Source organism: Thiopseudomonas alkaliphila (genome assembly GCF_001267175.1).
In the GTDB taxonomy this organism is placed as follows: Bacteria; Pseudomonadota; Gammaproteobacteria; order Pseudomonadales; family Pseudomonadaceae; genus Oblitimonas; species Oblitimonas alkaliphila.
In genome coordinates, this window is sequence record NZ_CP012358.1 from 1465554 (window position 1) to 1488016 (window position 22463).

The following is a 22463-nucleotide window of genomic DNA, read 5'->3' on the forward strand; positions in this document are numbered from 1 at the left end:
TCTTACGATCCGGTGTTTTCTCATGCTACATTAAATCAATGTAGTATTTTGCTCCAGCAAGTCATCCAAAGGATCCACTACTGGCTGTACATCTAGTGCAGCAGACTCAACTGCAACATTATCTGTGCTTGCCACAGGGAGCACTTGCTCTGACTCTTCTGAATCAAGGAAGAAAGTAATTTCTTCATTTTCTTCAGTGGAGACGACATCTTCTAGCGTTAAGCTGAACACCTCAGGTGTATCAACATCATCCTGTTCAAAGCTTTCAACATTAGAAAGATCAAGGCTTCTGCTTCCTACAATAGCCTGTACCTCCCAGTTGATAGCATCTAATAAGGAGTCTAGATCTTCCGCTTCAACCTCTAACAGCTGCTCAAACTCACCTTTACCATTTCGATCTACAGAAAGTACACCATCCTCGTACTTCAAGTAATCGGTAATATTATCGGCTGTTTGCTTGCCATCGAGAAGCTGAGTTAGGTCAATCTTATCGCCTTCCTCCGCATTAAAGTCAGTCCACTTATTGAGACCATTGCCGCCATTACCACCACGATCATCCGCCAAGTTGGTGAAGATAACAGTGTCTGCACCTGCACCCATGGTAAATGTATCATTCGCAGTAGAGCTTGTAGCAATATCATCATATTGGGAAGCAACGACGTTTTTACCTACGTTGATTTCCAGTACTGCTGTTTCTTTAGTTCCCACTTTTGAAGTGGTCTCATAAATAAACTTATCAATACCGTAAACCCCACCTTTCGGTGTGTAAGTATAGGATCCGTCTTTCTTCACAACTAAAGTCCCGTACTGACCTTCAATTGTGATGGAAGCTGCTCCCTTATTAGGGGCATTAATAAAGACTGACTTATTACTAATTGTTAGCTCAGTAATATTTTTCGTGCCTTTATCATTATCAAGCCCAGACAGCAATGTTCCCGAAATTGGATTAATAGCTGTAGGTGTGTATTCATCAAGATGGAATGACTCTGTGACAAAGCTAGAGCCCCCCGTAACGAGGTGTCCAGCACCAGACACACGTTTAATCTCAATTGTGTAATTACCAGGCTCTAGATTATCAATAGTGACATCTAGTGACCTTGCCGGATTTCCAGCATTAGTAGCTACAACCTCCCCAGTATCTTTATTAGTAATTGAATACTCTAACCTTGTACCAAGTGTAGTCGTATTAACGCTTAAGGTTGCACTGGTTATAGTGTTTTCTGCAATGGTGAAATCTTTAACTACCTCTGTTGTAGCAGCTGAAACACCGTCAATTACTTTCTCTATCGTTTGTAAGTTATGCTCCGAAACAATTACATCATTGAAATCATCAATAGCTGTATGAACACCCACTTTGATGTTTAGCTTTTCAATAATGGTCTTACCGTTAGCATCTTGAGTGACTACTGTAAATGTATCCACCTTACCGTATGGCGGTTTCCAGTCAGCAGGCGCATTTACTGGTTTCTCTACAGTGTAAGTATAAGTACCGTCTGAGTTAATCACTAACTTACCGTACTCACCCTCAACCACTGTGCCTTTACCAGGCTCCACCTCTTGACCATCAACCTTGAGGACGATTGTTGAGTCTTCAGGTGTAATGTCGCCGCTCACTTCTCCAGCGAACTTCGACGGCTGATTGTAATCGTAGACTTTTTCATGATCTACATACAGCCCAGCACCAGTAAGCAACCCTAGCCCACCTTTACTTTGTAGTAAAGCCTTGTACTCACCCTCACCAAACTGTAAGGTCAACTGTTTTGACTTACCACCTAATACAGCCAAGAACCAACTCGGCTCCGCATGAACCTGAACATAGTTACCCGTTTCAGGGTCCAGCTTATAGATAAATAAGTCATAACCAACACCTAAAGCAACACCGCCTGCGCTACCGTGGAATGTCAACTCTTTAACTTGGTTCTCACCAACATTAAAGGACATTGCTCCAGCACCAGCTAAGGCATCTGCGCTTAGAATTGGACCTAAGAGTCCTACTTCTAATAAAGAGAAGCCAACAGCTGGTTTAATATCAGACTTGCCATCATGTGTAATAGTAGGCTCTGTATCCATGAGCACAATATTATCAATCTCGATACGAGACTCAGATGGAGTTAAATCTAATACAAAGGTTAGGTCAGACTCAGAGGTCTTGCCCGATGGTGATGTGACCTGGTAAGTAAAGACATCTTTCTCACCATATCCACGGAAATCCTCGTTCACAGTATAGGTATAGGATCCATCGGCTTTAACTACTAATGTGCCGTATTTACCCTCAACAACAATTTCACCATTTGCTGAAGTGTCTAACCAGTTACCATTGCCATCTTTGATAGCAGTAACTGTACTACCTTCTGGCACTTCATCAGCACCATATTTCGGGTCGTCATCGGTAATCATATTACCTTCTGCCGAACCACTCACATTTTCAGCGTTGGCGTAATCTAGTACCACGTCCTTAGTAAATTTGAGCCCAAACCCTGTTAAGGCTTGAACACCTTCACCAGAGGCCATGGTAAACATCCATTTACCTTGAGTAAGGGTAAAGTCTGTGTCTTTAGATCTGCCACCTAGTAACACTGCAACAAGCCAGTTTTTATTAACTGATTGCTGCTCCCACTCTCCGGTAGACTCATTCAGTTTGTAGGCATATAGATCCATTGTTCCTAAAAGCTGAACACCACCTGAGACGCCATGCAGTGTTACTTCACGTACAGTGCCTTCTTCTACCTCAAATATTACAGACTTTTTCAGAACATCAGCTAATACATCTACACCCAGTACCGGACCTAAGCCAACGCTTGCTACAACAAAGCCACCCTTGTTTAAGTCGCTTGGTTTTGGATTAGTTGTCTTAGTTGGCGTTGCATCTAGAACCACATCAACATAGTTATCTGAAGTCGCAAGAATTTCCTCTACGCCTGCAATAACTTTTGTAGGTTTAGATTCATTACCTGCCGCGTCTGTCGCAGTAACATTGAGGATCTTACCGCGGTCTAATGCCGGCTCAAATGTGTAACTTGCCTCACCATTCTCATCGGCCTGGAACTCGATGGCATTACCATTACTATCTAACAATGGCTTACCTTCTGAGTCATACACTTTTACAGTTGCATTAGGTTCGGTTTTGACGGTGAGTACAGCATTACTCTCATCAATCTCCGCATCAGGCGCATCGGGAGCAGTGGTATCTGGCGCATTGGTAAAGACAGAATCAGACTCATTTCCTGCCTCATCTTTCAAGCTGACCTCTAGCTTTTCACCGTTGGTGAATGGCTCATCAAGCTCGACTTCAAAGGTGCCGTCCTCATCGACTGTGCCTTCGCCCACAACGTTACCCTCGGCATCTTTAACAATCACCGTCGCACCTGGCTCACCTTCACCGGTCACGGTGGTTGTGGTGTTACCTTCACCGTCTTCAGTATTGGTGACCTCAACGTTTTCGGGTGCATCCGGAGCAGTCGTATCGCTGTCGGAGTCAGAGTCGCTGTCGCTATCAGAGTCGCTGTCGGAGTCAGAGTCGCTGTCGGAATCAGAGTCGCTGTCGCTATCCGAGTCGCTGTCGGAATCAGAGTCGCTGTCGCTATCAGAGTCGCTGTCGGTATCAGAGTCGCTGTCGCTATCCGAGTCACTGTCGGGTCCGGAGTCGCTGTCGCAGTCACCAGTCGCTGTCGGAGTCAGAGTCGCTGTCGCTATCCGAGTCGCTGTCGGAGTCAGAGTCGCTGTCGGAGTCCGAGTCGCTGTCGCTATCAGAATCGCTATCGCTATCAGAATCGCTATCGGAGTCAGAGTCACTGTCGCTATCAGAGCCGGTGTCGCTATCAGAATCGCTATCGGAGTCAGAGTCACTGTCGCTATCAGAGCCGGTGTCGTCCGGTGCCTCCACTTTCGCAGACTCAGACTCATTACCTGCTTCATCTTTCAAGCTAACTTCTAGCTCTTCACCGTTGGTGAATGGCTCATCAAGTTCAACTTCAAAGGTGCCATCTTCGTCAACGGTGCCTTCACCAACAATCTTACCGTCGGCATCTTTAACAATTACCGTTGCACCAGGCTCACCTTCACCGGTCACGGTGGTTGTGGTTTTGCCATCAGCATCTTCGGTATTTGTAACTTCAAGGTTTTCAGGGGCATCAGGAGCAGTGCTGTCCGGTGCCTTCACTTTCGCAGACTCAGACTCATTACCTGCTTCATGCTTAGACTTACCGTGACTCTCGTTGGCAATAATCCCACCCACTGCCAACACAGCTAATCCAAACTTAACCCAATCAGGGACTCCACCGGTCGCTGCTCCAGCAGCGCCACCAGCAGCGACATCTAAAGCTGATATTTCTGTAAATGTAAACTCTGAGAGGCCAGCATCAAACTGACCCCACCAAAGAACACCATTATCATCCTCTAATACCAGCTCGTTTTTTTCGTCTTCCTCAAACTCAGTAAAGAAGCCGAGAACAGTGATGCTTGAGCCAGATTTAAGATTAATAATTAAACTTTCGCCATTTATCCCATAAGATGAAACATCTTCTGGTCCAAAAGGCATCTTGATTACACTGGTAGAATTTAAAGTTACGGTATCACTCCAGTCCAACTTAGAAGACTGTCCCGTTTCTTTTTCTACCACTCCAATCGATTTACCGATCATAGTGCATTCGCTCCCTCGCGAAATTATGACAACCGCCACCCTCAAAAAAGAGATGTAGCTCCTTAGCCTCTGCCTTGCTTATACAAAGCAGAAAAAATCGTTATTAAAGTATTCCGGCCAAAGAATATGGCCGTTGAAGTAGAAAGGTTCCATTCTATTTTTATTCCCACAAAGCCTAGAAATTTAAAGGCTACCTGTTTCCTATTATCCCCGTATTTTTGCAGCCTAGCAAAAGGCTATTTTTTATACAAGAAAATCAGGTAGGTATAAAAAAAAGCTTTTACTGAAGTGCTCATGCTTTTTAGTTGGGCTAATAAAACTCATTGCTCAGCGAACTATACATCTCATCAACCAATTACAAATCTGAACAATTATCAATTAAATTTAAAGCTGTTAAAATACAAACGCCCAATGCAATGCATTGGGCGTTTTTGGTTTAAACAAAAATTAACTTATTAGCTATTACTTAGCATACTATTAACTTTCTTTCATACTACCCGTTTCAGCAAAACGAGTGTGCCAAGAGAAGGCTTTTTCTAGCACGTGTGGAGTTTGACCACCACGCTGTTTTGCCTCTTCAAGATAAGCACGGGCCTGGGCACGATAGTCTGGGTGCATGCAATTTTCGATAATCGCTTCAGCAATCTGCACCGGCGCTAGACCACGCAAATCAGCATAGCCTTGCTCAGTCACAATCACATCCACATCGTGGTTGGTGTGATCCACGTGAGACACAAAGGGAACGATCGCTGAGATTTTGCCATCTTTGGCCACCGACTGCGTCACAAAGATCGTGATACGGGCGTTACGGGCAAAGTCACCCGAGCCACCAATACCGTTCATCATGTGCGTACCACCCACGTGAGTCGAGTTCACGTTACCGTAAATATCGGCTTCAAGCGCAGTGTTAAACGAAATCACACCTAAACGACGGATCACTTCAGGGTGGTTAGAGATCTCTTGCGGGCGGAATACTAGCTTATCTTTATATTTAGCTAAGTCTTGACCCAATGTTTCTACGCGTTTCTTAGATAGAGACAGTGCAGTAGCAGCGGCAAACTTAACTACTCCAGCATCAATTAAATCAAAAATACCGTCTTGTAATACTTCAGAGGCAACAACGATATCTTTAAACTCAGAGTCCTTCATGCCATTGAGTACAGCGTTAGCTACCGAACCCACACCTGACTGCAAAGGTGCTAACTTTTCGGTTAAACGACCTGCTTTAACTTCTGCACGTAAGAAATCCAGCAAGTTGTCTGCAATTTGTTGAGTTTCCGCATTGGGCTCAAACAAAGGTGATGGAATATCAGGACGACTAGACAGCACAATACCGCGCACTTTTGCGGGATCAACTGGAATCCCAATGGTTCCAATGCGCTGGCTAATATCGTAAACCGGAATATCTTTACGCTCACCAGCTGCTTCAGGCACATAGATATCATGAATACCCTCATACTCTGCAGGCGCTGAAGTATTGAGCTCAATAATCACATGCTTAGCGGTTTGCACAAAGATAGGCGAGTTACCAACCGAACCGGTTGGGATAATCTGCCCCTCTTCAGTGATCGCTGCCGCCTCAATAATGGCGTAATCTACTGGATTTAACACACCCTGACGAATGGCTTCAGCGGTATGGGATAAGTGCTGATCAATATAAAAAGCTTCGCCCTTGTTAATTTTGCCGCGCAGCACTGGGTTACCCTGATAAGGCAGACGCAAATTAATCATGTCAGCTTCAGCCAATGCTTGGTCAGCCGCTGGCCCCATGGACGCACCAGTGTAAAGGTTAACTTTAATTTTTTCTTTTTTACCGCGCTCGGCTAACGCCGTAGGAAATTCTTTAGGCTCACCAAATAAGGTAAAGCCACTCATCCCTAAGGTCATACCGTCTTCAATCCAGGAAGCCGCTTCTTCAGCAGTGACCACTTTATCTAAAAACGCTTTATTACGAATATATTTACTTAAATCAACACTCATGACATTACCCCTAAATTAGGTGCTCATACTCGGCACTGACTAATCACTGTGCCCAGTTGTGATATTTGAACCACTGGAAGCCACTGCGCAGTTTTCCTACGCTTATTTACGCTTTTATTCTAAGGGAATTGTCGGACCAAAGTTGCTATACCATGGTCGCAGCGCCAGCCAAATGAAATCAAAACACCTATTTTGCTTACAAAAAAACCGCCTATAGTGAGCACTAGAGGCGGTTCCAATACAACGTAAAACTTACTTTAAGCCTTCAATATAGCTAGCTAAAGCTTCAATATCTTTGTTACTTAATTTTGCGGCGATATCACGCATAATTTCCGCATCGCCGTCATTGACGCGATCACCTTCACGGAAATCGGTTAACTGCTTCACCGTATAAGATGCATGCTGACCCGCAAGACGCGGATATTTAGCTTGGTCTAAACCCGAACCATCTGGCGAGTGACAACCAATACAAGCTGGCATGCCATCATCTAGTTTACCACCACGGAATAATGCTTCACCGCGCTCAACTAATTTAGGATCGGTCGCGCCACCCGCAATCGTTTGGCTGGCATACCAAGCGGCAATATCAGCTAAATCTTGATCCGACATAGCATCAAGCATACCAGTCATTTCAACTACAGGGCGTGTGCCTGCTTTGATGTCTTTCATTTGCTTGAGCAAGTACTGTTCACCCTGACCTGCAAGCTTAGGAAAGTTTGGTAACATGCTGTTACCATCCGGGTTGTGGCATGCAGAGCACATGGCAATTTTGCCTTGGCCCGCTGTCGCATCACCAGCTGCATGAGCAACACCAGTCACACCAACGGCCAACAGCAGACTCACGAGTAATTTGTTCATCAGCTAATCCAAATACGGCTAAAAATACTGTTCATTTGAACTCATTTGGTCCAGATAAAGGACTCAAAATGGTTTCACCCTATAATTTTTACCGCTCACTATACCAATTTACAGACAAAGTGAAAGGTTATACACGTTTCTATGGCGGGGCATTATATACTGCTTCCCATAAAACGTGAAAGATGTCATTCACAACACTCTTTAGGCAGAAGATTATCATGTCGTTTAAAAATCCCATTCTTGGCTTAAGTCAACAAGCGAAGTTTCTGATCAGTGCTGCAAAAGTCGATCAATGCCCTGAAGATAATGGCATTGAAGTGGCATTTGCTGGTCGCTCTAATGCCGGCAAATCCAGCGCGATTAACGCCCTAACCCACAACAGTTTAGCCCGCACCTCAAAAACCCCTGGCCGCACCCAACTACTTAACTTTTTTAGTCTAGATGAAGCTCGCCGTTTAGTAGATTTACCCGGCTACGGTTACGCCAAAGTACCGCTGCCGCTCAAACAGCATTGGCAACAACACCTTGAAGCCTACTTAAGCAGCCGTGAAAGTTTAGCTGGGATTGTGCTCACCATGGATGTACGTCATCCGCTTACACCCTTTGATACGTTAATGCTGGACTGGGCTACTAGCTGTCAGATGCCGGTGCATATTCTGCTTAGTAAAGCCGATAAGCTAACCTTTGGCGCGGCCAAAACCACGCTATTGACGATCCAGAAAACCATTCGTGAGCGCTGGAATAATGACCTGATCAGCGTGCAATTATTTTCTGCCACTAAACGCCAGGGTATCGAAGAAGCTCACTTGCTATTAGCCCATTGGTTTGAACTGATCGAGCCAACTGAACCTTAAGCATTAAAAGCTATGGCCTAAATTTAAGTAAAACGCATTCTGATGCTCAGTATTTAAGCCATAGCTAAAGTTAACTGGCCCCAAAGGACTGTCTACAGTTAAGAACAGGCTCAGCGCATTAATGTAACCCGAGTCATAGTGACTGTTTTTAGCACTATCCCACGCACGGCCACGCTCAATGGAAGCGCCCGCATATACGGGAAAACTAAACGGCAAAATATTCTCTCGGGTCAGTCGTCGATAATAAATCAGCCGCCCTAAACTTACATTTTGCCCAGCTAGCGCATTTCTTTGATAACCCGATAAGTTTTGTGCGCCCCCTATTTGATAGCTGGCGTTAATTAACTCATTAGAATCTAACGTACGAGCATAACGCCCACCAATCACCCAAGTATTAGCCCCTAGTGTCAAAGGCTTATTCAAGACAATATCCCATTGTCGGTAACTTTGATCGGAACCCAAACTGGCACTGTGCTGGCGAAAATTCAGCTGTAGCTCTTCTCCTACCCTAGGAAAATCAACGTTATCTAAGGTATCAAAGGCATAGCTGAGCTGATAATAACCTTCTTTAAAACTGTACTCAGGCAGATCAGGACTACCTACGCGCACATCGGCATCACCCCAACCAGAGCCTAGACCCAGGCGAATTTCACCGTTATTACTAATTTGTCGCCCCACATCTATTCCATAACGAAAGCGATCTAAACGATATTCAGCCAAGGTATGCTTACCCTGCATCTGCTTGATATTACGCAAATTCCATTGCAGCCAAGGTGAAACAAAGTAACGCGAACCGGTATCCAGCGGTTGATAAAACTCGCTATATAGCTCTTGCTCGGCTCCTAACTGTAAGCGGGTTAACCATTCTGCACCCAGTCGATTAACACCATTAATCCGAAAGCTTGCCCCCAGATTAAAGGTACTATCACCGCGTAAGTCATCACTTAAGTTAAGCCCCAACCGCAAGTAATCAGTCCCTGTGCGTTTATGTTCCGCATGAATAACCAGTTGTGCTTGTCCTTTTGCTTGATGCTCTAGGCGATACTGCACCTGCTCAAAGTACTCTAGGCCATAGAGTGTATTTAAATCTTTGCTTAACTGTTCAATATCCAGTGGCTCGTTTACTGCTTGGCGGATATAACTGCGAATCACGGCATCACTGACTTTAGAGCTGTTCTCAATAGTAATCCCTGTAATGCGTAGCGGCCGACTAGGCTTATCCGCCAACCAATGCTGCGAACGGTGTGATGCGACGACAGCTAATTGCGGCTGCATCTGCATAGTGGCTTGATAGCCTTGCTCAATCATTTGCGCCGCCTTAGCAAAGTCAGTGATACTAAAAGCGCTCATCTCTGGCTGAATCAAAAAATCATTGGCCTGCAAAGTGGCTAACTGCGCCTCTGAGTTGCGTCGAGTTAACAACGCCACCGACTGATTTAATACATTAACAACCGTTTCTAACTGTTCTTTAGTTTGCAGCGGCGAGCCAATATCAACCACTATCACCCGATCTACATTCATCTGACGGGCAATATCTACGGGAATATTATTAGCAATTCCTCCATCGACCAGTAAGCGTCCTTGCCACTCCACGGGCGACAAAATAGCTGGAATCGACATACTAGCGCGCACTGCTAGAGGTAAATGCCCTTCACTAAAAACCACCGCTTCGCCAGTCGCAATATCTGCAGCCACGGCACGAAATGGAATAGGTAACTGATCAAAATGCTCTACTGCACTGTATTTAGCCAATAGCTTTTCTAACAGTAAGTTCAGATTTTGCCCTTGCAAAACCCCAATAGGTAAACCTAAGCTGCCATCATCTTTAAAGCTAATTTTTTGCTTCACCAGAAAGTCACGATCATCTTGCTTACGTCGATAAGGCTTTAAACGCCGATCGGGAGTATCAGACAAGGCTTCACGCCAGTCCAACTCAGTGGCCAGTTGCTCCAACTGCTCAGTGCTATAACCAGACGCATAGAGACTACCCACTACTGCACCCATACTGGTTCCCGCAATAGCACTGATTTCTACGCCTTGCTCTTCTAAGGCACGAATCACCCCAATATGTGCCAAGCCACGGGCGGCGCCTCCCGACAGCACTAATCCAACACGTTCTTTAGCCACTACCTGCCCCGGACTTAAACTTAAAAGCAAAGTAAGTCCTAGTAGAAAAAACACACTAAAAAAAGAGCGAGATAGCCTATTCACCGTGTAACCCTGTAGTTGCAATGGTGGAAAAAGGATAACAGCTTTCTTCTCCCGACAAAGAAACTCTCGCCATTCACTCAACAAGAAGATTTATTTTTTACAAATAAAAAAATCCACCTAAAAAGGTGGGTTTTAAATATGGTGCCGGTACCAAGAGTCGAACTCGGGACCTACTGATTACAAGTCACCCCCAGCCACCCTGACCTTACTAAGGATTCAGCACCTCACAGACCACCATTTACTCTGTGAGGAACACATGAAAAAAATAGCCGTTATTTCCACCAAAGGTGGCGTAGGTAAAACCACAACAGCGGTCAACTTAGCAGGTATTGCTGCTGATGCAGGAAAACGTGTCCTGCTCATTGACCTAGATATTCAACCAACTTTGTCCAGTTATTTCCACCTAAAAACTGAAGTTGAAGGTGGAGTCTTTCAACTCGTTGGCTTTAATGAGACTCGTCGAAGCGAAATTATATCCGAAACTACCATACCAAACCTACATATCATCAAGTCAAATGATGACCAGGGACAGCTAAACAGCCTACTGCTTAATGCTGCTGATGGGCGTTTACGACTTCTCCGTTTACTGGAAACATTCAATGATGACTACGATTTGGTTGTCATGGATACGCAAGGCGCACGCTCAGTTACGCTCGAAATGGCATTACTGGCCGCTGATACAGCCCTCTCTCCAATTATCCCTGAACTGCTTGCTGCTCGTGAGTTTCGTCGAGGAACACTCACACTCTTTGATGAGTTAGGCAGCTATCAGTACATGGGCATCCAGCTTCCCGAGTTGCTGGTTTTTGTTAACCGAGCCGATGCAGTTACAACGGATGCTCGTTTAATCACGCAAAATCTTCACAGCACATTTGCTAATGACAATGGTATTCGAGTCCTCGATACCTCTATACCGAACCTTGCGTCTTATCGGCGAGCTGCAAGTCTTTCAATGCCTGCTCACCGAATTGAAACTCGTAAGCCTTCAGGAAGAAAAGCACCTTCTGCTTTGGAAAGTATGATTTTGCTTGCAAGTGAGGCTTTCCCTGAGTGGGCGGATGATTTTCGACAACTGACTCCTGAAAAAGTAAGCAGCCTGTTTGACTCTTCAGCATTTACGCTACTCAACATGGGGGAAAGTGATGATGCGTAAATTAGCACTCGCTCAACCCCCTCACTCAATTGAGGCTGAACAAGCTGTACTGGGTGGCCTTGTACTTAACAACTCCACCTGGGATCTCATTGCCGGAACACTGATCCCTTCAGATTTTTATCAGCACAATAATCAACAGTTCTTCAAACTGATCCAAGAGCTTTCTGAAAATAATGAGCCCTTTGATGCAGTTACAATTTCTGAGCTTGCGATTAAGCGCAAACTAGGCGGAAATGAGTTTCTGGCATATGTCGGTGAGCTTTGTAACAACACGCCTTCTACCGCAAATATTGAAGCTTACCGGGACATTGTCCGAGAGCGCTCCCAACTTCGGCACCTCATCAGAATTGGCCATGACTGCACTCGCTTGGCAAGTTCAAAGGAAGCAGTCAGCGAAGATGTACTGGAAACAGTTGAGCGAGAACTGTTTGCTCTTTCCTCAGAAGCTTCCCACGACTTTACTGACCTTCATGCAGTGATGATGGAAGTGCTTGGTGAAGTCGATTTAGCGGCTCAAAATGGCCTAAGCATACTGGGCCTAGACACAGGACTCACTGATCTTAACGATCTAATTGGTGGCTGGTTTACAGGCCTCAATCTACTCGCTGCACGACCCTCAATGGGCAAGACAGGGCTTTGCCTAAAATTCATCCAAGCAGCTCTAGACATTCTACCAAAAGAGCAAACCGTTCAGTTTTACAGCCTGGAAATGCCTTCAAAGCAAATTGCCTACAGACTTGCCGCGTTAGTGGGCAAGCTAGATATGCAAAAACTCCGAGCGGGTAAACTTGACGGTGAAGGCTGGGCTAAGCTCGCCGAAGCTATCTCTACAATTAACAACCTGCGCGGTCGCCTCATCATTGACGACGACAGCTATATGACCCCATCAAAACTGCGTTCCAAAGCACGTCGTGCCGCAAGACAATTCGGAAAGCCTGGATTTATTGTGATCGACTATCTTCAACTCATGCACTCATCTCAGAAGCGTGAGAATCGAAATCTTGAAGTCGCTGAAATTTCAGCCAGTCTGAAGGCTCTCTCCAAAGAAATGGACTGTCCCGTACTTGCGCTCTCACAACTAAATCGCAGTGTTGAAAGCCGCCCAAACAAACGACCCAATAATAGTGACCTTCGTGATTCTGGCTCTCTTGAGCAAGACGCTGATCTCATCATGTTTATTTATCGAGATGAATACTACAACGACGATTCAGAAGACAAAGGGATCGCTGAACTCATTATTGGTAAAAACAGAAACGGTCCAACAGGCACTGTAAGAACTGCATTCATACCAGAGCAAATACGCTTTGAAAACCTTGGACATGTAGCCATGGAGGGACTTCGAGCATGAGCCGTAAAGACATCATCACACTCACTATTGAATGCAGTATGGGTAGTTTTCTTAGCTTTATAGACCTACTAGAAAGCCAGCAAAACACTTTATTTATACGAAAACGTATCAGCACAACAAGTCACGGCGACCTAGCTCGGAGCCATTGTGTTGTTTGCCTATTCGGCGTCACAGACACCTTAGCTGTCATGTGTTCTATCGCCAAACAGCTGAAAACACTCAGTACAGTCCATGGCTCACCCATTTTTTTAAAAGCATTCTCAGTTAACAACCAGGAGTAGTATTCATGAACACCAAAGTCACCAAAGAATTAATTGAAAGACAGATGGCTGTAAAAGCGTTTTCATCGAATGCTGCGCCGATCAAACGTCTCACAGATCCGCTGCAAGACACTCCCATGGTAGTTACTCTGGATCAACTACGCTCTTACGAGCATAACCCGCGTAAAACCCGCAACCCACTGTACGATGAAATCAAAGCATCGATTAAAGCTCGCGGCCTGGATCAGCCACCACTGATTACACGTCGCCCAGATGAAGATCATTACATCATCAGAAATGGAGGTAACACTCGCCTGGAGATCCTAAATGAACTGTGGCGTGAAACTAAAAATGAACAGTTCTTCCGTATCCACTGCCTATTTAAGCCTTGGCAGTCAGAAGTTAACGCTCTGGCAGGACACCTTGCTGAAAATGAGTTACATGGGCAACTAAGCTTTATCGACAAAGCTCAAGGTATTGCTCAAATCAAAGCCATGTATGAAGAACGTCTGGATGGTGAGCAGCTATCTCTACGCAGACTATCTGAGCGACTGAAACAAGATGGGTACCCTGTTGCTATCAGCTTGCTTAGCAATATGCTTGAGTGCGTCAATAGCATTTTACCTGCTCTGCCCAACACATTGATGCAGGGGCTTGGTAGAGCTCAAGTAGCCAAGCTAATTGTGCTTAAAAATAACCTTACTAAAGTCTGGGACAAATACGACGACAGCGGTAGTGATTTCTTTGAGTTCTGGTTAATGGTCTTAGCGGCACACGATACGGGCGTGGAAACCTACAGCTATGAAGTGATTCAAGATGAGTTGATTGGGCAAATGTCAGCCATGCTAGGAGAAAGTTACAATATCTTAGAGCTAGACTTGGCAATTGCCGCTGAAGGCATCGTCAACAAAAACCCACTTTCTGCTGAACAACTGGAGGCGTTTGCAAATAATCCGCCACAACCTATCGAATCCCCTTTAAATACATCTGAAGCTGACACCCTTGTGGCCGACGATGAAAAAGATGTTACTCCTACCTCTGAAGACTCAAAACACTCGTCAATAACTGATGAGCCAAATTTAACATCCACTCCAACAATACAAGGATCCAATACATCTACCCCTCAAACAGAATCAAAAGCACTCTCTGACAAAGACATTGATCCTGAGGCATTTCTTGAAGCTCATATTGTTACACCTTCTCAAGAAAGCGATACGCTGTTAAGAACAAGACAACAGGTCGCCATACTCAATGGCGATCAATTACCTGACTTTAAAGAGTCTGTTTTAACTTCTATACCAGTTATAGCTGGAGGACCTTCATCTAGCGTGACCGACATCTGGTATATCGAGAGCCGCATAAATGACCTACTAAGCCTAAGACACAATATATGGCTTTTAGTTAAAGACATTTGCACCACCACAGGTGTTAAAGGTTTTGGCCCAACAAAAGAAGGCTTAGGGTTCGGTATTTTTGGAAAGTTAGAGACCGATGGTACAGCTCTATCTCAGGGCGTACAGCTAATGTTGCTATCAATTTTACGTACCACTGATAACTTTGCTGATAAAGCCCCCATCCCACTTTCATCTGCTCTCTTCTCACAGATTTTGATTGGCAGTTACGACATTACAGTTGGCCTCAATGGACCTGCAGATGTTGGGCTGGCTCGCTTGGAGGATGCTGAACTCGTAAAGCTTTTTCGAATTGTCCGTTTAGCTCGAGTACTCGTTGACCTAGAAAAAGAGATGATTCAACTCGCTGAGCAGGAGCAAAGTGATGAGTAAGGACTACAAACTCACGCCATTATTAAAGACACCTTCAGTACCCTCAGCGCATAAGCGCGTATGTACTGACGATAAAATCATGCCTATTCCTCCTGTGCCTAGTTATATTTTTAACCAAGCACTTGTTACGCTGGTGTTACAAGAAGCCAGTGAAGGCAAAATGCAGCGATGCCAGTCACTAGGATTTACATCAGACCTTATTTTAAGGCTACAAAGTCTTCCTCCGACCACGCTTCACAAAGTGATTAGTTCCCCTTATTTATGGATCAAACCCTCTGTAGACCCGCGCGCTCTTGAGTTAGTACTGGATAAGATTGATCGTGATGAAGAGCTCGAACGTCTAATTAACCGCTCAATTAAACTTGGGGCCACGACCCCAATGTTAAATAGTTTCTTTGGTTTGTCTCATACGGAAGCGGCTGAACGACGAAGGGCGTTACACATTCCACCTAGAACCGGCCGTCTCCCCACGTTAACTCACGAACAACGGCGTGCTGTCTGGGAACGCTGGGTCACTCTAGTTAAACAGGTTGAGCAAAGTCATGGCTATGAATCCAAAGCTTCTATTCAAAACATCATGACGGGTGCAGATTTAGACGAAATGGACCAGCTCGATCTCATGCTCGTCATTGCTGAGGAGCAAAAAATTCTGGTGGGACAAATTTGGATGGAAATAGCCGAATGCCAGTCCTCTATAGAGGAGGATAACGATGATCTCTAGCCTAAATCAGAACGATCATTGGGAATCTCTACCCCTGAACATCAATGGCACTGTTTCCAAAAAGTGGCCCGATATTCCTGCTATAAACAAACCCTCTCCAGGCGGACGAACTTGTTCACCCGAAGCAGCAGGGTTCGTTTATAGCGGCCTCAAGCAAGAAATAGTACCTCAACGTCTACTACTAGACAGTCGACTCACTCCTTTAGAGAGAAATGGCTGGCTAGTTTTTAAAATGCTGCTGGACAAACAAGGTTATGCAGTGCCTAGGTATCAGGATCTACAACCCTACTTAGCTCAAACACCCTATGGCGAACAAGCTTCGCGAGAGACCGTCTCAAGAATTATTGCAATTTTGCGTATGACACGTTGGATCAGTTTGTTAGCACAAGGGCGAGACAGCAGCACAGGCAGAATAGTCGGCAATATGTACATACTGCATGAAGATCCTGTCACCGCCCAAGAAGCAGCGGTGCTCGATCCTAGCTATGCAGAACTCGTAACAAAGAATCTGCATCACAACATAAAGTCCGTACGCATCGTAGCGGAAAAGATTGCTGAAGAGATGGACGCTGAAATAGGTGCCACTATGCCTACTCGACTCGACGTCCTACAACAACGCATTCAAAGTACAACCACTCATGTCTCTCGTGGTTCGGAATCCGAACGCGGCAAAATCACCCTAGTTCGGAATCCGAACCCGGTAAAAAAGCCTAGTTCGGACCCTAGTTCGGAATCCGAACTCAGTAAAAAAAGCCTAGTTCGGAATAATTCACCCCTCAGTTCGGATTCCGAACTAGGTCGCAAAGCCACTAAAATCAACGCAGTTCGGAATCCGAACTACAGTACTAGTACAGTACTTAGTACATATACTAGTACTGTACTGTACATAGACCCCGAAGGTAAAAAACATCACTCCAGTATCAAATGGCCTGAACACCTCGATGATCACATTCGAGAACATGAACGAAGAAAAGCTCTCAGCATGCTCGAATATCAAGAGCCAGATTTACAACAAGAAATCATTAACGAGCTTGCTGCGCGCTGTCAGCAAGGTGGTATAAAAAAACCATTGGGTTATCTACGAGGGCTTGTGCGCAAAGCAGAACGAGGCGAATTCAAGTTGTGGTCAGGCCAAAACCAAGTAACTACCACACCTACCTCAAAACCTAATCATGCTGCTAAGAGCTTACAAAAAAAATCACCATATGTTGACGATTTTGAACGTATTCCGATTGATGAGCTATCACCTGAAGGCAAAGCAGGTTACTTAGCTGTTCGCGCATATATCGATAGTTTCAAGTCATCTCGTAAGAGCGATGAGGCAAGTGATCGTTAGAAGGATGACTTAAGACCATGTGGAATCTATGACTGTAAGCAGGCCATAATCCAGCGGAAAAACTCAGCGTTTTTGAAACGAAAGACGGCGGCGAGACTTATTATTCCGTCGGAATATTGGATTATATAAGCTTGGAGAATCGCATTCTCCCCAGTAAGAAAGTTTATAAAAGCTACACGCAAGCATTTACAGCGGTCGGACGAGCACTTGATAAACAGTTTGATAAAAGCGACCTAGCGAGAGGAGAACAACAATGAATAGTGCAGGTAGGTTAAAAATGGGTATTTTGTGGCTTTCTGAGGACGAAAACCCATATACAGGAATGGAAGTCGAGTACTGGTCAGATGGCTGGGAAGATGCTCAAGAAGATGCCTTACAGGCTTAAAGGGGTACGATATGGAAGGCTTTAAACTTGAAATATTTTTCACACTAATTTCTATTTTTTTACTAACAGCAAGTGTGCTATGGACTGTTTTTACAATCTGCATATACGCAAAAATCAAGAAACCAGAATTAATTCTCGAAAAAATAACTGAACATTTTAAGCCTGATCGAGACGGAATATACAAAAAAATTCATGAGGTACGCGAAATAAAGGAAGCACTTGAAAAGTTAAATGCTGATTGCTGGACTACAGTGTGGTGTGACGAACAGGAGCGCTGGATGAGTTCACTCGCAACTGAAATGGAAAAACTGGACTCGCAAATAGCTGACTACGGTGTGATGGGGCGACAAAAATACGGCCTATAGTTTATTTTCAAGCTCTGCAATCATCCGGCCAATCTCCCAAGCCCAGCCAAACTCAGGGTACACGGGCGTCCCTGAGTAGCTTGACTGCCCTCTAACCTTCCAGCCAATACCGTCATAGTGAACCAGATCCATTAAATCAACTATTTCCACATAACCATATTCGTAAAATAGTCCCTCACCTCTAATTATTCCCTGAGCAATTGAGTGGTTACCATTATTCACCCAGCCTATCCCCAGGGGGTATACATATATAACTCGGTGATTCATATCTTGAGTAAATATGCCCGCTGGCAAACCTGAGCCAATCATGCCTAAAGTCGAGACAATACTGGTGGGATGCCAGCAAGTAGGAAGAACTATATCAGTTGAAAGGTCCAAAGGTTTTAAATGCTTTTCAGGCGAAGGCGAGCAATACTTCATAGCATGGTACGAAAACCACTCATTTGAAGATGGCACCCTGCACTCAATACCCAGCGCTTCTGGCCACGCCAGCTCTGTCATGGCTGAGTGTGCAGGTTTGATATATGCATCCAGAATGTGAGCAGCCTGAATGGGTTTTAATATGATTTTCTGTAAGTCTTGGAGTCCAACCAGGTTCGCTTGCTTTTTCAAAACGGCTGCGCGACGCATCAGGTTTTCAAACGCCGAATCCTTATTTTGTTTCTTGCCTGAGAAAAAGCTAAAAAATATAGTCAAAATTTTTCGCACTCACACACCTTCAATCCATACCTGACGTGCTGAGCATCATAAGGCTCTTTGGCACTTTGCCACTTCCATCACCCAAGTACTTTCACACTGTGAACACCTAAACACCAGCAAGCACTGTTCACCCCGTGAACACCTAAAATACCAGCAAGCACTGTTCACCCCATGAACACCTAAAATACCAGCAAGCACTGTTCACCCCATGAACACCTAAAATACCAGCAAGCACTGTTCACCCCATGAACACCTAAAATACCAGCGACCACTGTTTACACTGTAAACACCCAAAACATCAGCAGCCACTGTGAACATCTGCAGGACCAGAAACTACTGTAATGGCCCATTACACCTGCAAATTACTGTTTAGGCCCTAAACACCAGCGACCACTGTCTAGGCCCTAGACACTCACTTAATCCGTTTACTCCAATTTCGGGTTATTCCCTAAAAGTACAAAACAGCTCCGTATCATCAGTCACCGATGATGCAAAACACACTACATATAGGAGCTATATATGAGCCAGCAGCAAGCAACCGTGGAACGCTACAAAGTGAACCTCGGTTCACTACGAAGCCAAATAGAACTCAAACTACATACTTATCATGCACTCCGAGTTTGGCAAGGCGGGCAGCCTACCGGCAAACCTGGCTACTCCGTTCCAAGCATGCAGCAGTATTTCGCAATCACAAATATGATTCGATTGACATCTGCTCGGGATAACCCCTACGCAGACTGGTGGATGATCAAGATCGAAGAAAAACTAGATCAAGCACAGCAAGAGATGAAAGAGCTGTCCACAATGCTAGAAAAACTCATTACAGCCGTGCCTGAGCAAGTCAGTATCACTGAAAACCTAAACCAAGAACCATTTATAACGCCTGTGTTCTGTAACAGTCACATGGGATTCAGAGCTGTATTTTTGCTCGAGGCATACGACAGCTTGGCTCGTAAGATCCTATTAGCTAATCATGTTGGTCTGATGTCTCGTCGAGATATGGAAGGTTTTCTAGACCAAGGCGCTCACCAATTACGCAGCCTGTTTGGACTCGCATTAACTTACAAAAACATGGGGGTAAGCCGAGATGATATGGCCGCTAATAATGCAAGAGCAAGAGAAGCTATTGAGCGATTAGGTACTCCGCCAAGCGATATTCTTCAAGGTATAAAGCGAAGTGAATTTGCTCCAAATATTCAACGTGACAATGCAACCTCTAATAGTGAAGCAGATACTGAAGTCGATCTCGAACAACAGTCACAAAATAAAGAACAGCAAACCACGTAACACAAGGAATTAATATGTCAGTCAAACAATCCCCCTACGACTACGTTCAACAAGCCCCCTACCACAGCGTCAAACAAGCCCCCTACCTAAAAGGCCTTTTAAAGCCTTTTAAGGGTAAAGGGGACTATGAGGTTTTAGAGCAGCAAATGATTGAGGCGCGTGAGGGGATTGCCGCAATGATGGAACAGATTTCAGATATCTGGGCTAAGCCACCCTTCTCTCTCTTAGCACTACAAGCTGGTACACAGCCTTCAACTTCTGGAGCTACACATTTACGATGGCGCAGTCGTGGGCGAGGACAAAAAATGGGCGTCGGTGTATGGGTTCAATCTATGAAAGACCGCAGAACGCCGGAAGAACTACTGGATGAACTCTACTGGTTCGAAGTTCTACGCATTCAGACAAACATGCAAATGAGTTGCTTACAGTTCATTATGAAGCAGGCTCGTGAGTGCCAGGAAAAAATGGATGAAGCTGCAGAGATCTTAGCTAAAGCTAAAGAAGCCAAAGCTGAAACTCCGTGATTGCGGAAAATTCGCCGGGCGGAACAAATTCCGTCTGGCCGAAAATCTACTCCGTTCCGCCCAATAGATTAGACTCAGATGATGGCCTCCCCTAAAAACACCAAAGATAGCATTACTGATGCAAAAAAAACGAACTGAAGAAGCTGATTCAGCGGCTGAAAGAGGAATACCAGTAAGCACTTTTATGAGGGGTAACACCTTATTTAACGAACACACCACCGTTCGGCAGTCGCTCTTAGGTGTTCCAGTGTGCAGTGAAAGCACCAAGCGATAACAGTTGTTTGCACAAATAAGAGGAGATATTGTTATGTTAACCGCTATGAATACCGATGTACGTAGTCGTGTGAGCGCTGATCTCAAGCAGGAAGCTGCAGAAGTCTTGCAAGGTTGTGGTTTGAATGTCAGCAGTGCGATCCGCTTATTCTTGGAGCAAGTCGTTCAAGAGCAGAAGCTGCCTTTTGAGGTCAAACGTCATCCATCTGCAAAAATGAAAATAGCGCTGCAAGAAGCAAAGGCAATAGAAGCCATGTTTAGTAACATGGAGACATGATGTCGGAGCTGGATAGTGACCAAAAAATCAAGTTGTAAGTGCTCCAGAGTGGCTCGACCATGCCCTTTTAGGGCCTGACTGGGCGGGAGCCAGAGAGCTACATATTGGCAGTGATTTTTTATTGGTGTACCGATTATCTGATAAAGGCGACAGCGTAATACTTGTAAATATTGGCACCCACAGTGAGCTATTTGGATAACTTCATAATAAGGTAAAAATAAAGGTACAAACTTACTTCATTAAGGCAGTATTACTGACGCAAAAAAAGCCGAACTGAAGAAGCTGATTCAGCGGCTGAAAGAGGGATTATAATATGAGCTTTTTTGACGAGTTAAAGGTCTCTCTAGAAGAGGCCGTAGAAATCAAAAACGGTACCAAGTTCCCAGCTCGTGTAACTCGCTACGAGCTAACAGATGCTCGGCCTATTAGAAAAGGCAACAAGAGCAGTCAGAAACGGGATATTGCTCTAGGCAAGACCATTGCAACGGAATGGAAGGAGTGACCACTGTTCACTCCATGAACACCTAAAACATCAGCAAGCACTGTCTAGGCCCTAGACACCTAAAACACCAACAATCGCTGTTAACACTGTTAGCACCCAAAACATCAGCAAGCACTGTTCACACTGTGAACACCCAAAATACCGGCACAATTGCGCGTAAAAGCACAACGAGTTACCATCAAAGCTCATGTCGCTGGTCGTTGACTGGCAACTGCCCAAAGCTTCTGTGCATCATGAAAATGAGGCGTTACTATGGTAACTTGATGCTATTAACACCATCCGTTGCGGAGATCACTCCGCTACGGCAGTGTTTCTCCATGCGTGATGGATTTTCCAAAACTAGGGAGAAACATAACTATGCAAACTAGCTTTGAGCTGTACCGAGCACTCGTGTCTATCAATGTGACCGAGGATCGTGCTAAAGCTGTTGTCGTGGCCCTGGAGGCTGATATGACAAACCACTTAGCAACTAAAACTGATATCACCGAGTTAAAAGCTAAGTTCAATGAACTTAGAATCGCTACTAAAGCCGATATCAACGAGCTAAAAGCTGAGCTCAATGAGCTTAAAGCCGCTACAAAAGCTGAACTCAATGAGCTAGAGCTCAGACTTACCATTAGAATGGCATTGATGCTCTCAACTGCCGTAGGAATAGGCTTGGCATTAGCCAAACTTTTATTCTAATACGCTATACAAGAAACCTGTCAACGCAGGTTTCTTGTTTTACATTAAAGATTTAAATGGCTCTTAGTGTAAACATCAGCCACTAACACCACGAATAAATCACTGTCTACACTGTAGACACCCAGAACAACAGCAACTACTGTTAAGGCCCTTAACACTCCTGAGAACAAAACTGCTGTTAGTACCTGATCAATTACAATTACCGCCTAAAATCTGCGACGGAAAAACGCACTTATAGCCGAATACACACTCCGTTCCGTCGCTGCAACTCTGCAATGACTACCTTGATATCCGCTCCAATTAATCCGGCTAGCTCAATATCA

19 protein-coding genes and 1 pseudogene are annotated in these 22463 nt (G+C 44.8%); 14 read left to right on the plus strand and 6 right to left on the minus strand.

The window, feature by feature from the left end; all coding sequences use genetic code 11:
* Positions 1 to 30: 30 nt before the first annotated feature.
* The 4 genes from AKN87_RS12440 to AKN87_RS07035 form a co-directional block, all read right to left on the minus strand.
* A complete protein-coding gene (locus AKN87_RS12440) occupies positions 31 to 3771 on the minus strand; it encodes an Ig-like domain-containing protein (RefSeq protein ID WP_231692622.1) in 3741 nt (1246 codons plus the stop codon).
* Positions 3656 to 4639: a BapA/Bap/LapF family prefix-like domain-containing protein gene (locus AKN87_RS12240; RefSeq protein WP_053102926.1), complete on the minus strand. Its 984-nt coding sequence runs from the start codon at positions 4637 to 4639 to the stop codon at positions 3656 to 3658. The genes AKN87_RS12440 and AKN87_RS12240 overlap by 116 nt, the downstream gene beginning before the upstream one ends.
* A 477-nt stretch (positions 4640 to 5116) precedes the next feature.
* Positions 5117 to 6619, minus strand: coding sequence for a succinate CoA transferase (locus tag AKN87_RS07030; RefSeq protein WP_053102927.1), 1503 nt, complete (start codon positions 6617 to 6619; stop codon positions 5117 to 5119).
* Between the two features lie 252 nt (positions 6620 to 6871).
* Positions 6872 to 7477: a c-type cytochrome gene (locus tag AKN87_RS07035; RefSeq protein ID WP_053100550.1), complete on the minus strand. Its 606-nt coding sequence runs from the start codon at positions 7475 to 7477 to the stop codon at positions 6872 to 6874.
* Between the two features lie 218 nt (positions 7478 to 7695).
* On the opposite strand from AKN87_RS07035, the gene yihA reads away from it, so the two are divergent.
* A complete protein-coding gene (gene yihA, locus AKN87_RS07040) occupies positions 7696 to 8331 on the plus strand; it encodes a ribosome biogenesis GTP-binding protein YihA/YsxC (protein ID WP_053100551.1) in 636 nt (211 codons plus the stop codon).
* 3 nt (positions 8332 to 8334) lie between these two features.
* On the opposite strand, the gene AKN87_RS07045 is transcribed toward yihA, so the two are convergent.
* A complete protein-coding gene (locus tag AKN87_RS07045; protein WP_053102928.1) occupies positions 8335 to 10512 on the minus strand; it encodes a patatin-like phospholipase family protein in 2178 nt (725 codons plus the stop codon).
* 286 nt (positions 10513 to 10798) lie between these two features.
* Here AKN87_RS07045 and AKN87_RS07050 point away from each other — a divergent pair, with 286 nt between their 5' ends.
* From AKN87_RS07050 to AKN87_RS07080, 7 genes are all read left to right on the plus strand, one after another.
* On the plus strand, positions 10799 to 11695 hold the full coding sequence (locus AKN87_RS07050) for a ParA family protein (RefSeq protein ID WP_053102929.1): 897 nt from the start codon (positions 10799 to 10801) through the stop codon (positions 11693 to 11695).
* Positions 11688 to 13043 carry a replicative DNA helicase gene (gene dnaB / locus AKN87_RS07055; protein ID WP_053103647.1) on the plus strand — a complete coding sequence of 452 codons (1356 nt, stop codon included), beginning with the start codon at positions 11688 to 11690 and terminating at the stop codon, positions 13041 to 13043. The genes AKN87_RS07050 and dnaB overlap by 8 nt, the downstream gene beginning before the upstream one ends.
* 286 nt (positions 13044 to 13329) lie before the next feature.
* The gene (locus AKN87_RS07065; RefSeq protein ID WP_053102931.1) at positions 13330 to 15087 is read left to right on the plus strand and encodes a ParB family protein; all 1758 of its coding nucleotides are present in this window, start codon (positions 13330 to 13332) and stop codon (positions 15085 to 15087) included.
* Positions 15080 to 15808 carry a DUF2857 domain-containing protein gene (locus AKN87_RS07070; protein WP_053102932.1) on the plus strand — a complete coding sequence of 243 codons (729 nt, stop codon included), beginning with the start codon at positions 15080 to 15082 and terminating at the stop codon, positions 15806 to 15808. The genes AKN87_RS07065 and AKN87_RS07070 overlap by 8 nt, the downstream gene beginning before the upstream one ends.
* Positions 15798 to 17144, plus strand: a complete 1347-nt coding sequence (locus tag AKN87_RS07075; protein WP_053102933.1) for an STY4528 family pathogenicity island replication protein — start codon at positions 15798 to 15800, stop codon at positions 17142 to 17144. Before AKN87_RS07070 ends, AKN87_RS07075 begins: the two co-directional genes overlap by 11 nt.
* Before the next feature lie 253 nt (positions 17145 to 17397).
* Complete coding sequence (locus AKN87_RS12505; RefSeq protein ID WP_269413508.1) at positions 17398 to 17529, plus strand: hypothetical protein; 132 nt, start codon at positions 17398 to 17400, stop codon at positions 17527 to 17529.
* 11 nt (positions 17530 to 17540) lie between these two features.
* Positions 17541 to 17894 carry a hypothetical protein gene (locus tag AKN87_RS07080; protein WP_053102934.1) on the plus strand — a complete coding sequence of 118 codons (354 nt, stop codon included), beginning with the start codon at positions 17541 to 17543 and terminating at the stop codon, positions 17892 to 17894.
* Here AKN87_RS07080 and AKN87_RS07085 read toward each other — a convergent pair.
* The gene (locus tag AKN87_RS07085) at positions 17889 to 18602 is read right to left on the minus strand and encodes a DUF6710 family protein (RefSeq protein ID WP_053102935.1); all 714 of its coding nucleotides are present in this window, start codon (positions 18600 to 18602) and stop codon (positions 17889 to 17891) included. The genes AKN87_RS07080 and AKN87_RS07085 overlap by 6 nt on opposite strands.
* Positions 18603 to 19112: 510 nt before the next feature.
* Here AKN87_RS07085 and AKN87_RS07090 point away from each other — a divergent pair.
* The 6 genes and pseudogenes from AKN87_RS07090 (at position 19113) to AKN87_RS07110 (ending at position 22140) form a co-directional block, all read left to right on the plus strand.
* On the plus strand, positions 19113 to 19880 hold the full coding sequence (locus AKN87_RS07090) for a PFL_4669 family integrating conjugative element protein (protein WP_053102936.1): 768 nt from the start codon (positions 19113 to 19115) through the stop codon (positions 19878 to 19880).
* A 14-nt stretch (positions 19881 to 19894) separates the two neighbouring features.
* A complete protein-coding gene (locus AKN87_RS07095) occupies positions 19895 to 20404 on the plus strand; it encodes a DUF3158 family protein (protein WP_053102937.1) in 510 nt (169 codons plus the stop codon).
* Between the two features lie 307 nt (positions 20405 to 20711).
* On the plus strand, positions 20712 to 20954 hold the full coding sequence (locus AKN87_RS07100) for a type II toxin-antitoxin system RelB/DinJ family antitoxin (RefSeq protein ID WP_053102938.1): 243 nt from the start codon (positions 20712 to 20714) through the stop codon (positions 20952 to 20954).
* Positions 20955 to 21009: 55 nt separating this feature from the next.
* Positions 21010 to 21153: pseudogene (locus tag AKN87_RS12445) on the plus strand (type II toxin-antitoxin system mRNA interferase toxin, RelE/StbE family); the annotation flags it as partial.
* Positions 21154 to 21267: 114 nt separating this feature from the next.
* Entirely contained in the window at positions 21268 to 21456 is a 189-nt protein-coding gene (nadS, locus tag AKN87_RS12510; RefSeq protein ID WP_269413509.1) for a NadS family protein, read from the plus strand.
* Positions 21457 to 21813: 357 nt separating this feature from the next.
* Positions 21814 to 22140 (plus strand): hypothetical protein, encoded by a 327-nt coding sequence (locus AKN87_RS07110; RefSeq protein ID WP_053102939.1) that lies wholly within the window; start codon positions 21814 to 21816, stop codon positions 22138 to 22140.
* Positions 22141 to 22463: the final 323 nt, after the last annotated feature.